The sequence below is a fragment of the Bacillus sp. COPE52 genome (assembly GCF_003355115.1).
Lineage (GTDB): Bacteria > Bacillota > Bacilli > Bacillales > Bacillaceae_G > Bacillus_A > Bacillus_A toyonensis.
Map to the genome: position 1 here is coordinate 1,776,642 of NZ_CP031292.1, position 12,732 is coordinate 1,789,373.

Annotated in this window: 11 protein-coding genes and 1 pseudogene; 10 read left to right on the forward strand and 2 right to left on the reverse strand. The window is 34.5% G+C overall.

The features are described from left to right. The first annotated feature begins 9 nt into the window (after positions 1-9). Together DPQ31_RS09035 and DPQ31_RS09040 are read left to right on the forward strand one after the other, a co-directional pair. Entirely contained in the window at positions 10-861 is an 852-nt protein-coding gene (locus DPQ31_RS09035) for a GNAT family N-acetyltransferase (RefSeq protein WP_140158520.1), read from the forward strand. 167 nt (positions 862-1,028) lie between these two features. Then, on the forward strand, positions 1,029-2,243 hold the full coding sequence (locus DPQ31_RS09040) for a multidrug efflux MFS transporter (RefSeq protein WP_000179322.1): 1,215 nt from the start codon (positions 1,029-1,031) through the stop codon (positions 2,241-2,243). Positions 2,244-2,298: 55 nt separating this feature from the next. Here the strand turns inward: DPQ31_RS09040 and DPQ31_RS09045 are convergent, their stop codons facing one another. Continuing rightward, entirely contained in the window at positions 2,299-3,060 is a 762-nt protein-coding gene (locus DPQ31_RS09045) for a DODA-type extradiol aromatic ring-opening family dioxygenase (RefSeq protein ID WP_199631630.1), read from the reverse strand. A gap of 205 nt (positions 3,061-3,265) precedes the next feature. Here DPQ31_RS09045 and DPQ31_RS09050 point away from each other — a divergent pair, with 205 nt between their 5' ends. From DPQ31_RS09050 to DPQ31_RS09085, 8 genes and pseudogenes are all read left to right on the forward strand, one after another. Then, positions 3,266-4,189: an alpha/beta hydrolase gene (locus tag DPQ31_RS09050; protein WP_001102585.1), complete on the forward strand. Its 924-nt coding sequence runs from the start codon at positions 3,266-3,268 to the stop codon at positions 4,187-4,189. Positions 4,190-4,346: 157 nt separating this feature from the next. Then, positions 4,347-5,030 (forward strand): annotated as a pseudogene (locus DPQ31_RS09055) (5'-methylthioadenosine/adenosylhomocysteine nucleosidase). A 228-nt stretch (positions 5,031-5,258) separates the two neighbouring features. Then, complete coding sequence (locus tag DPQ31_RS09060; RefSeq protein WP_087969987.1) at positions 5,259-5,702, forward strand: GNAT family N-acetyltransferase; 444 nt, start codon at positions 5,259-5,261, stop codon at positions 5,700-5,702. 27 nt (positions 5,703-5,729) lie between these two features. Next, positions 5,730-6,089 (forward strand): YunG family protein, encoded by a 360-nt coding sequence (locus tag DPQ31_RS09065; protein ID WP_097959011.1) that lies wholly within the window; start codon positions 5,730-5,732, stop codon positions 6,087-6,089. Between the two features lie 53 nt (positions 6,090-6,142). Beyond that, positions 6,143-7,468 carry a bifunctional S-methyl-5'-thioadenosine deaminase/S-adenosylhomocysteine deaminase gene (locus tag DPQ31_RS09070; RefSeq protein WP_208731800.1) on the forward strand — a complete coding sequence of 442 codons (1,326 nt, stop codon included), beginning with the start codon at positions 6,143-6,145 and terminating at the stop codon, positions 7,466-7,468. Positions 7,469-7,623: 155 nt separating this feature from the next. Then, positions 7,624-9,252, forward strand: a complete 1,629-nt coding sequence (locus tag DPQ31_RS09075) for a peptide ABC transporter substrate-binding protein (RefSeq protein ID WP_097959013.1) — start codon at positions 7,624-7,626, stop codon at positions 9,250-9,252. Positions 9,253-9,646: 394 nt separating this feature from the next. Beyond that, positions 9,647-10,402 carry a class I SAM-dependent methyltransferase gene (locus DPQ31_RS09080; protein WP_199631580.1) on the forward strand — a complete coding sequence of 252 codons (756 nt, stop codon included), beginning with the start codon at positions 9,647-9,649 and terminating at the stop codon, positions 10,400-10,402. A gap of 430 nt (positions 10,403-10,832) precedes the next feature. Continuing rightward, positions 10,833-11,984: a TIGR04053 family radical SAM/SPASM domain-containing protein gene (locus tag DPQ31_RS09085; RefSeq protein WP_208731801.1), complete on the forward strand. Its 1,152-nt coding sequence runs from the start codon at positions 10,833-10,835 to the stop codon at positions 11,982-11,984. A 160-nt stretch (positions 11,985-12,144) separates the two neighbouring features. Here the strand turns inward: DPQ31_RS09085 and DPQ31_RS09090 are convergent, their stop codons facing one another. Beyond that, positions 12,145-12,675 carry a GNAT family N-acetyltransferase gene (locus DPQ31_RS09090; RefSeq protein ID WP_208731802.1) on the reverse strand — a complete coding sequence of 177 codons (531 nt, stop codon included), beginning with the start codon at positions 12,673-12,675 and terminating at the stop codon, positions 12,145-12,147. Positions 12,676-12,732 lie beyond the last annotated feature (57 nt).

Sequence of the window (12,732 nt, forward strand, 5' to 3'; positions counted from 1 at the left end):
GAGATACATATGGGGGAATTCCAATTTACAAAACGTGTTCATAAAATACTGGAGATTGCGGCAAAAGAGACTAAATATAATATAATTCAACCAGTTCATCTTTTTATCGGCATGTGTAGAGAAGGTACAGGAGTGTGCGCAGAGTTATATATGTATTTGTTTCGTAAAGATGGCACGGATTTTTTAGAAGAACTTTCTTTACAAGAACAATATGAAATAGAGTACATAAAAATAGAACAATATAAATTAGCCAATAAAACGCTAGAAATTTTGCAAATAGCGAAGAAACGTATGGAACGTTTTCAGCAAGTATTAATAAATGAAGGACATGTAATATATGCATTATTTCGTTTAGGTATAGTGAGTGAAAAAGTTATAAACAAAGAAATACAAAAAGATGTGTTACGTATTATAGCTGAACCAAGAGATTTGGCGGTGGATTTAAAATGCTTTGATCCCATTTATAATAAATTATCTTGTAATGTTAGAAGAGCTAGCTCTGCTGATTTTGAAACATTAGTACGTTTTGTGACGGGGGAATTTGGTGAACGCTGGTTACAGTCGATAGATTATGGGTTTCAAACATATAAAGAAAAGGTACCTATTTATATTGCACAGCAGGGTGAAGTGATAGTAGGTTTCGCTTGTTATGATGTAGTCAGGGGAAAGAAAGGACTATTTGGTCCGATGGGGACAGCGAAACGAAATCGTGTGAAAGGTGTAGGGAAAGAATTGTTGCATCATTGTTTATATAATATGAAGCAAGACGGATATGAATATGCAATTATTGGACAAGCAGGTCCGATTGAGTTTTATGAGAGAAGTTGCAATGCTCGTTTAATACCGCTAGAAGATAATTGACCAACTCCATATAGGGGAGTTGGTTTTATTATGAAAAAAATGTGGAATTTACATGGTTTTTGCTAGGAAATAGCGGCTTTTGTAATGAATATTACGTCTAAATCAAATTACTAAACTTTTTACAAGAAAAGGTGTAGAATGGGTATCGAATGAAAGAAGGTGTGAAAATGGCCAGCTGGAAACGAAATTTAATGATTTGTTGGCTAGGTTGTTTTACCACTGCAGCCGGTATGAGTTTAGTAATTCCTTTCTTATCTTTTTATATTGAGGAATTAGGAGTGACTGGCACTTCGAGTATTGCACAGTGGTCGGGACTTGCATTTGGTGTAACATTTTTAATGGGTGCGATCGTATCACCAATATGGGGAAAGCTTGGTGATATACATGGACGGAAATTGATGCTTATACGTGCTAGCCTTGGTATGGCGGTTATTATGACGCTTATGGGGTTTGTAACGGATGTGTATCAACTAGTCGCACTTAGATTTTTGATGGGAGCAGTATCTGGTTTCCTTTCAACCGCAATGACATTTATTGCAGCAGAAACTCCGAAAGAGCATTCAGGTTGGGCAATTTCCACAATTTCAACCGGGGGCGTGAGCGGCTCATTACTCGGACCATTACTAGGCGGTTATTTGTCTGAGTTAATTGGAATGCGTCATGTCTTTCTTGTTACAGGAGCTTTCTTATTCCTTTCCTTCCTCATCGTCTTTTTCTTCCTACATGAAGAAAATCACTCTGCTCAAGCAAAAAAGGTACAGCAAAAAAAAGTATGGACGATGGTCCCAGCAAAGCATGTAATTATTAGTTTATTTGTAACAACATTTATTATTCAACTTGCCAATATGTCAATTCAACCTATTATTACATTGTACGTAAAGAATTTGGAAGGACCAGGAACAGCTCATATCGAAATGATTGCAGGGGCAGTTATGTCTGCGACAGGATTAGCAGTTATTTTGGCAGCGCCTAAATTAGGAAGATTATCAGATCATATCGGTCCTCAAAAAACATTAGTAGTAGCATTGTTTGCTGCAGGGATTATCTTTATCCCGCAAGCATTTGTAACCTCAGCTTGGCAACTATTAATTCTTCGATTTTTATTAGGTATCGCACAAGCAGGATTATTACCTTCCGTACAAACTCTACTAAAACAACATACGCCAACCCATGTAACAGGACGAATATTTGGATATAATCAGTCGTTTCAGTTTTTAGGAAATATGATTGGTCCAGTGCTTGGGGGGCAAATTGCAGCTCATGCAGGCTTCCAATATGTTTTTTTCTCTACATCATCACTATTATTTATTGCATGCATTTGGGTTTATTTTCATAATAAGAACGAAGAGGTATCAGAGAAACAACATTTGGAAGTTAGTTAACTAAGTGAATGAAATAGAAAAAAGGATGAAGCAATGAATGCTTCATCCTTTTTCTTTAAAATTGAAGGCAAAGATAACTTAATGTACCAAGCTCGTAACTACGGTGAATGACTTTTCCGCCACTTTCACCACTGCCCATAGCGATAAATAAAGGAACAAAATGTTCTGCTCTTGGTACTGCTAATTGTGCATGAGGCGCATTTTTCTCCCAATTAAACAATGCATCTTTATCGTTATTCTGCATATGTTTCATAATCCAGTCATCAAATTCAATTGCCCATTTTTCAGGTGTAGTTTGATTCCATTTCAGGGCTCGTAAATTATGAACGGTAACGCCACTACCGATTACTAAAATATCTTCTTGTCCAAGTCCTTTAAGTGCTTCTCCAATCTCAAATTGTTCTTTTGCAGGAAGGAATGGATTGACTGATATTTGTACGACAGGAATATTTGCTTCTGGATACATGCGATGCAAGAGTGTCCATGAACCATGATCTAAACCTCTCGTCATATTATGATGAACTGGAATGCCTTTGTTTTTAAATTTTGTTTCTAACATAGATGCAATGCTAGAAGAGCCTTTCGCACGATACTTAATTTCGTATAACTCAGGAGGAAAACCTCCAAAATCATAAATTGTTTCATACTCTTCATCTGATGAGGAGATTGTTAATACTTCACTTTCCCAGTGAGCGGTAAAAATAACAATTGCTTTCGGTTTATATGTTTCTCCAAGTGTTTTTAAAAAACGTGTATAATCTGTATCTTGAATAGCAAGCATTGGTGAACCATGTGCTAAAAATAGTGATGGCATCATAATAGAAACCTCCTAAAAATATAATAATTACTTTATGTAAGTAACTATATAATTTTATTGGTTGTTCGTCAATATAATAGTTTGATAGCTAATCGGAAAAGTACAGTATTTGTCATAATGAAAGCAATTGCATATAATACATAATAAGAATAATGAACGGATATTCATTATTTTGAGATACATAATAGAGTTGGGGGCTGACGAAATGAACGTACAGGAAAGTTTCGTTACGGCATTGGATGGATCGGAAATTTATTTGCGTAAGTGGTTACCAGAAGGAGATCCGAGAGGAATTATTCAAATTGCACATGGCATGACAGAGCATGCAGGGGTGTATACAGAATTTGTAGATGCTTTATTGGAAGCAGGGTATGGTGTTTATGCGCATGATCATAAAGGACATGGGAAAACAGTAAAAAAAGAAGAAGATTATGGTCATTTTGAACCAAATATAGGGTGGAATCAAGTTGTATCGGATGTTATCTTTGTTTCAGAAAGGATAAAAGAAGAGCAGTCAAGTCCTTTGTTTTTACTAGGACATAGTATGGGTTCTTTTTTATCAAGACGTGCTGTACAACTTAGGGGTGAACTATATGATGGATTTCTGATTTCAGGAACAGGTGGAAATCCAGGGCTTTTAGGGGCTATTGGTCATAAAGTAGCAACAATCGAAATGAAATTGCGTGGGGCAAAAACGAAAAGTCCAGTGCTAAACTTTTTATCTTTCGGAAATTTCAATTCGAACTTTAAGCCAAATCGTACGAAATTTGATTGGTTATCTTCAGATATAAATCAAGTTGATAAATATATCGCGGATCCGTTATGTGGATTCATTTGTACGACGAGTTTTTATAGGGAACTATTTTCTGGTGTATTAGAAGTAAATAAACTAGAAGAATACAAGAAGACGCCAAAACATCTTCCAATACATATATTCTCTGGGGATCGTGATCCTGTTGGAGATATGGGAAAAGGTGTAAAAGAAGTTTATGAAAACTATAAAAAATGTGGTGTGAAAGATGTTACACTACGTTTATATGAAAATGGAAGACATGAAATGTTCCATGAAGTGAATAGAGATGAAGTGTTTAAAGATTTAATTTCTTGGTTAGATGCGCATAATAAATGAGAATAAAAGCTAAGCCCAAACTGTTTGTAGTTCGGGCTTATATTTATAGATAGTACGGATAGTCGCTAATGGAGTTTGCGTAGCGGCTTTATATATTTGAAGATCGATTGAATGCCTATATAAGTTTTATATATAAATTTAGTGAGGAGATGAGTGTATGAAATTTGGAATTATTGGGCCATCAGAAGATGAAATTATGCCTTTTATTGAAGATATGTCTAATAAAAAAATAACGAATCTTGCGATGTTAACGTTTCATAGTGGGACATATGAAAATGTAGAAGTTGTTGCATTATATTGTGGTGTCTGTAAAGTTAATGCAGCTATTGCAGCTCAAATATTAATAGATAAGTTTAATGTGACGCATATTATTGTAACAGGGGTTGCAGGAGCAATCGATAAAGTATTAAAAATTGGAGATACAGTCATTTCAACAGAAATAGCGTATCACGACGTGGATTAAGGAATATTAACTGAATATCATCCATGGATGGAAAGTGTATATTTTAAAACGGATAGTAAACTTCTTGAATTAAGCCGAGCAGTAATCGAGAACAATCAATTTACCCAAAATGTTTATTTCGGAAAGATAGTTACTGGAGAGGCTTTTATAAGTGAGAGTGGCCGTACAGAAATAATTTCTACATACAACCCACTTTGTGTAGATATGGAAACAGCAAGTATAGCTCACGTTTGTTATGCCAATACGATTCCATTTATAGCAGTTAGATCTATAACAGATACAGAAGAAGCGTCTGGTATTGAAGTATTTGAAGATAATTGTGTTTCAGCTTCACATCATTCCATTCATTTTGTTAAAAAGTTACTAGAATCGTTGTAAAAGACATAGCTCTACTTTGAGAAAAAGCGAGTACTGAACTATAAGAAGCACGTGTAATACTGCTCTGTAGTTGAGTGTTCGCTTTTATTTTATGAACTAAATGCGTGGAGATGTAAGTATTGCAGCGAGGGATAGTAAAGATATTTATAGAATAATTGTAAAGTATCGTATTTTACTATGGAATGTGAAAATAGAACTACAAGTAATAAAAGAGAGGATAAATAAACTATGCAAATACGAGAAGCTGCATTAGCAGAAGCAAATGAATTAAGTGAACTCGCACTACATTCAAAAGCAACGTGGAATTATAGTGAAGAATTCATACTTTCTTGTAAGGCAGATTTAACAATTACAGAAGAGTACATAAAATATAATTTTGTATATGTTTTAGAAAAAAATAATATGAAGATTGGATTTTTCTCATTTTTACGTAATGAAAATGCTCTCGATTTTTTATACATTCATCCTCGCTACAAAGGAAAAGGTTACGGGAAAATACTTTGGAAGTTTGTAATAGAAAAAGCAAATGAATTAGGAATAAAAAGGTTTACGATTGATAGTGATCCGAATGCAAAAGGCTATTACTTGAAAATGGGAGCAAAGCTAATTGGAGAGACACCATCAACAGTATGTAAGAATCGATTTTTACCTCTTTTGCAATATGATGTGTAAAACTATTAATGTCAGGGGAAGATGAGAGTGGATAATGTGAAGAAAAAACAAATATATGAAATGTTAAAAAAATCGTGGTCGATTGAAACAAGTTCAAAGTGGACGAGCGAAAATCCGGCAAAGGGACAATGTGGTGTAACAGCTCTAGTCGTTCAAGAAATATACGGAGGGAAAATTAAAAAGACGAAAGTAGGAGAGGTGTGGCACTTTTATAACTGTATAGATGGGAAGGTGTTTGATTTTACAGAGACGCAATTTAATGAAAAATTGAAGTATATGGGCGTGGAATCAAATCGGGAAGAAGCATTTGCAGATACAGATGAAAAGCAATATGGCATTTTGAAGGAAAAGATAACGAAAGAATTAAATTTATCTTTTGACTCTTAATCTTTAATGAGTTACTATAATGGTGGTAACTTATTAAAGGGAACTTCATAGAGTTGAAAGGGGAAATACTTTTGAAAACAACTTATGTAAACGCTACAATTGCAACGATGAATGAAAAAAATGAAGTGATAGAAAATGGATATATCATTGTAGAAAATGATCAAATTATAGATGTAAAGAGCGGAGAATTCGCTAATGATTTTGAAGTAGATGAAGTAATTGACATGAAAGGAAAGTGGGTTTTACCAGGGCTTGTAAATACACATACACATGTTGTTATGAGTCTTTTGAGAGGTATTGGCGATGATATGTTATTACAGCCATGGCTTGAGACGAGAATTTGGCCACTTGAAAGTCAGTTTACTCCAGAGCTTGCGGTCGCTAGTACGGAATTAGGATTACTTGAAATGGTGAAAAGTGGTACGACATCATTCTCTGATATGTTTAATCCAATTGGAGTAGATCAAGATGCAATTATGGAAACGGTATCAAGGAGTGGGATGCGCGCTGCTGTTTCAAGAACTTTATTTAGCTTTGGAACGAAAGAAGATGAAAAGAAAGCAATTGAAGAAGCCGAGAAATATATGAAGCGTTATTATAACGAAAGTGGAATGTTAACTACGATGGTTGCACCGCATAGCCCATATACATGTAGTACAGAACTGTTAGAAGAGTGCGCACGTATTGCAGTAGAAAATCAAACGATGGTTCATATTCATCTTTCAGAAACAGAGCGTGAAGTACGTGATATTGAAGCACAGTACGGAAAACGTCCGGTAGAATATGCAGCAAGTTGCGGATTGTTTAAACGCCCAACAGTTATTGCGCATGGTGTAGTATTAAATGAAAATGAGCGTGCATTTTTAGCAGAGCATGATGTTCGAGTAGCTCATAATCCGAATAGTAATTTAAAACTAGGTTCTGGTATAGCGAATGTAAAAGCGATGCTAGAAGCAGGAATTAAAGTAGGGATTGCAACAGATAGTGTTGCGTCTAATAATAATTTAGATATGTTTGAAGAAATGCGCATTGCAACTTTATTACAAAAAGGTATGCATCAAGACGCAACAGCATTGCCAGTAGAAACTGCACTTTCTCTAGCGACAAAAGGAGCTGCAGAAGTAATTGGTATGAAACAAACTGGATCACTTGAGGTTGGAAAGTGTGCTGATTTTATTACGATTGATCCGTCTAATAAACCGCATTTACAACCAGCTGATGAAGTGTTATCACACCTTGTATATGCAGCTAGTGGAAAAGATATAAGTGATGTAATTATTAACGGAAAACGTGTCGTTTGGAATGGTGAATGTAAAACGTTAGATGAAGAGCGTATTATATTTGAAGCAAGTCGTTATAAACGAGGTTTACAAAGATAGGTATGTGCAAGTTGTTTGAAAAAGCTGTCCTTTTTTAAAAAGGACAGCTTTTTTCTTGAGCGAATAAATATTCAATATAATGTCGCATCTTTCTGTTAATATTTCTGTTATAATATATAACGTTTATAATATTTTATTTTTAAGGAGAACAATTCATGAAGCGAAAAAAGAGCCATTTAATGGTAATGGCAATTATTACATCTTTATTTTTAACAGCTTGTAATAATAAAGCGAATAAAAGTGATACAGAGGCTAAAAAACAAGTGTTAAATGTAACAGTATCAGAAGAAATTCCTTCACTTGATACTGCAAAAACGATGGATGGGACATCATCACACGTTATGCAAAACATATTTGAAGGATTGTATGTGCTAGATGATCAAGATCATCCTATTCCAGCAGTAGCAAAATCGTTTAAAAGAAGTGAAGATGGTAAAAAATATACATTTGATTTGCGTAAAGATGCAAAATGGTCAAATGGAGACAATGTAACAGCAAATGACTTTATATTTGCATGGAAACGTGCAGTTAACCCGCAAACGGCATCTCAATATGCGGACATGTTCTTTCATGTGAAAAATGCGAAAGAAATAAATAAGGGAACAATGTCACTTGATGAACTTGGGGTTAAAGTTATAAATGATTATAAGTTAGAGGTTGAACTTGAACAGCCAATTCCGTATTTTTTACAGTTGTTAGCACTGCCGATATACTTACCACAGCATGAATCATTTTTGAAAGAACAAGGAAATAAATACGGATTGGAACCTAGTAATCTCATATATAACGGCCCATTTGTATTAGAAAAATGGAAACATGAACAAGAGTTCCAATTAAAGAAGAATGCTACATATTGGGATCAAAAGAAAGTGAAATTAGACGAAATAAATTTTCATATTGTAAAGGATACAATGACGGCTGTAAATTTATATGAGGCCGGCGATTTGGATCGAGTACCTATTAATTCTCAAGTTGTAGACAAGTATAAAGGGAATAAGGAATTACATATGTCAAGTGATCCTGGAATCGCTATGCTACGTTTTAATGAGAAAAATAATGCGTTAGCCAATAAGAAAGTACGTCAATCTATCTCATTAGCATTAAATAAAGATGATTTTGTTACTCACTTTATTAATAACGGGGCAAAACCTGCAAATGGACTTGTACCAGTTGGTCATATGAATGAAGAGACTGGCAAAGATTTTAGAAAAGAAAACGGAAATATTTCTTCATATGATTTGCAAAATGCGCAAAAGATTTGGGAAGAAGCGAAAAAAGAGCTTGGAGTAGAGCAAGTAAACCTCGAGTTTTTAACGTTTGAACAAGATAATGCAAAACGTATGGCAGAATATATAAAAGGTGATTTAGAAAAGAATTTGAATGGATTAACGTTACAAATTAAACAGCTGCCATTTAAGCAAAAGTTACAGTTAGAACAAACAGGTGATTACGATATAACGATGGCAAATTGGGGACCTGACTATAAAGATCCAATTAATTATTTAGAATTATTTACGACGGGGAATCCGAATAATAAAATGAGTTACTCGAATTCTCATTACGATGATTTAATAAAGAAAGCGAAAAATGATTTTGTACTTGATCCGGAGAAACGATGGGAAGCGTTGCGAGAGGCTGAGCAGGTCTTATTAGAAGACGCTGCCGTGGCACCGCTTTATCATCTTGGTTCAGCTTATGTACAAAAGGATTATGTAAAAGGAATTGCAAAACATCAATTTGGTGGCGTCTATACTTATAAGAATGCTTATGTTGATAAGAAGTAAATAAAAAAGCCTTACTTTTAAAAGTAAGGTTTTTTTACAGAGTGTTGGGAAACCCTTTAGGGTTGTTGCCAGCACATGAAAAAGATGAATGCGTAATTGTTGTTACGTATTCACAAAAAGTTGCAAAAAAATCAGATTGAGCAGTTTATTTAAGTAAAACGAAGTTAGTAGTAAACGAAATTAAATAGCTAAGAAAAAAGCTCAATTTCTTAATTTTAATACTGAGAAACTGGTCAGTTATTAAAAAATTAGGGTATATTAACGGGGATTCATATTGGAACTAAGGCAGATCCATTTGGCTGTATTCTTAAGTTGTAGACTTAGAGATTGAAGCTGGAATTAATTATTTAATTCCTATTTCTGTACATAATATCGTGGGGAAGAAGGTAGTACTTTGAGAACAACAGAAAATTTTAACGACAAGGCCGATATATATGCGAAATATCGCCCCGATTACCCTAATGCATATATTGATTATTTGTTTTCGGCTAACCAACTGAAAGAGGACCGAATTGTGGCTGATATTGGTTCAGGTACGGGGATATTTAGCCACCAGTTGCTTGAAAGAGGTTTAAAGGTTATTGGAGTTGAGCCAAATGATGACATGAGAAAGATGGCTGAGCAATCGTTAAAACTATATACTCGTTTTCAATCAATAAAAGCAACTGCTGAAAATACCACTTTAAAAGAGCATAGTGTGGATTTAGTAACTGTTGCTCAAGCATTTCATTGGTTTGATAAAGCAGCTTTCAAAATGGAATGCCAACGAATCTTGAAACAAAAGGCAAATGTTGCTCTCGTTTGGAATAGTAGAGATTTAACTAGTTCGATTATGAAAGAGAATGCAGAAATTTGCCAGAAAACCTGCCCGAATTTCACAGGATTTAGCGGTGGAATAGAGGAAACTCCCGAAGTATTCAACACCTTTTTTAAGGATGGAAAGTATGAGTTTAAAGAGTATCAAAATGATTTACTTTTTGATTATGAAGGTTTTTTGGGAAGGAATTTATCAGCGTCCTATGCTCCGAAAAAGGATGACGAAGAATATAAAAAATTTGTTTTTCTCCTGTCAGAGTTATTCGAAAAACATAGTAAGAATGGAAAAATTGTTCTCCAAAACATGACGCGAACCTATCTAGGAAATGTCTAAACAACCGGACATAAAGGGACTTTAATCGAAGTACCTATTTGAATTGTAGATTATCATGTAATAATTAAGATCTTCAACAACCGGGAGCGATTGTTGAACAACAATTAAAAGGGCGATACATATTATTCATGCATAATATGTATCGTCCTTTATTTTTTATGACCTTTTACGATTTAAGTCTTCTAACTAAAAAAATCTGTTGAAGAAAGCCGCGATGTTTATAAAAAGTTGTGAAGCTTTGCCCTTTTAGGTCATTTAGTCTAAAGGGGTGTTTATATTTTTAACAAAGAGCTTTTGTGATTGTTGAAGAGGAAGGTAGAAACATTAGATTAATAGCAGTATAGAGGCATTATTATAACTGAAGATTTTTATTTGTGATACATCTCACACCATAAATACATATATAACTTTACAATTAGAATATCAATTGATGGGAGGGTTAATCTTGATTAATCGTGATTTTAATGAAAATCCATTTATTGTGATATGGGAGTTAACAAGGGCATGTCAATTAAAATGTCTGCATTGTCGTGCAGAAGCACAGTATCATCGTCATCATCTAGAGCTAACATTCGAAGAAGGAAAAAAACTAATTGATGATATATATGAAATGGAAAATCCAATGCTTGTATTTACTGGTGGAGATCCATTAATGCGTCCAGATGTATATGATATTGCGGAATATGCAGTGAAAAAAGGTGTTCGAGTTTCTATGACGCCAAGTGCCACTCCAAACGTGACGAAAGAAACGATTCAAAAAGCAAAAGAAGTGGGACTTGCTAGATGGGCATTTAGTTTAGATGGGCCAACAGCTGAAATACACGATCATTTTAGAGGGACAGAAGGATCATTTCAATTAACAATGAATGCGATTCGTTATTTGCATGAATTAAAAATTCCTATTCAAATTAATACTGTTGTTTCTAATTATAATGTGGATGTACTTAAAGAAATGGCAATGTTAATAGAAGAATTAAAATGTGTACTTTGGAGTATATTTTTCTTAGTTCCAACAGGACGAGGTAAGGAAAAAGATATGATTTCACCAGCCCAACATGAAAGGGTATTCCATTGGCTATATAAACTTAGTAAAGAGGTTTCTTTTGGTATTAAAACAACAGCTGGTCAGCACTATAGACGAGTTGTGCTTCAAGAAAAAATGAAAGAAAATAGCAAGACAAGTCAGATCATTCAATATCAGGATGTATTGATGAATGGGACGACAGGGCGAATTGATGGGCTTGGTCGTGCTCCAAAAGGGGTGAATGACGGAAACGGTTTTGTATTTATTTCTCATATTGGAGATGTATATCTAAGTGGATTATTGCCTATTAAAACCGGGAATATTAGAATGACAGCACTAGCTGAAATCTATCGAAACTCCCCTGTTTTTCAAAACCTTCGTAATCCGGACAAGTATAAAGGCAAGTGCGGTGTTTGTGAGTTTCGATATGTTTGTGGGGGATCTCGTTCTAGAGCATATGCGATGACGGGGGATTACATGGAAAGCGAACCTTTCTGTGTATACATTCCAAAAGCATTGAGAAAACAGAAAAAGAACGTCAAAACGGGAAATGAGTAAAAGTTTGCTCATTTCCCGTTTTTTTAGATTTTATAATGTATTGTACTTCGCATCAATCGTACGATAAGAAATGAAAACCGATCGTTTTTTTCCATCCCTCATTAAAAATCTACTATTTGGATCCGTTGTACGGATACGAATTCTTCACACATAAATTCTATTAAACCGATTTTAATAAAGCATAAAAATTCGTATCATATGGAATATCATCTTGATACATATAATTTTTTAGAACGCCTTCTTTTTCAAAACCTAATTTTAATAGCACCTTATTTGAAGCTTCATTTTCAAGAAAGACAATTGCACCAATCCGTTTTAAATGAAGCGTGTGGAAACCGTATGATATAACCTCAGAAACTGCTTCCGTAGCATAGCCATTTCCCCAGTGTTCAGGGAGAAAGACATAACTTATATTTGCTCGTTTATGCTCAGAAGACCAATCGTGAAAACCAATTGTTCCAATGAGTTCTTTTTTATCTTTTAATTCGATGCCCCATTTTATACCGTTTCTTGCATTGTAACTCAACTTGAAATTATTAATAATTTGCTTTACTTGATCTACATTCTGTAATGGTTTTTGGCCATAATAGCGCAGTACATCAGTATTAGAAAAGCATTTTAGTATACCCGGTGCATCTTCTTCCGTAAGTTCTCGCAAAATGAGTCGGTCAGTTTTTAATATAGGAAACATATTTTCACTCCATTTCTTATGAAACTAGAATGCATTTGTTATTATATAATTTAAACT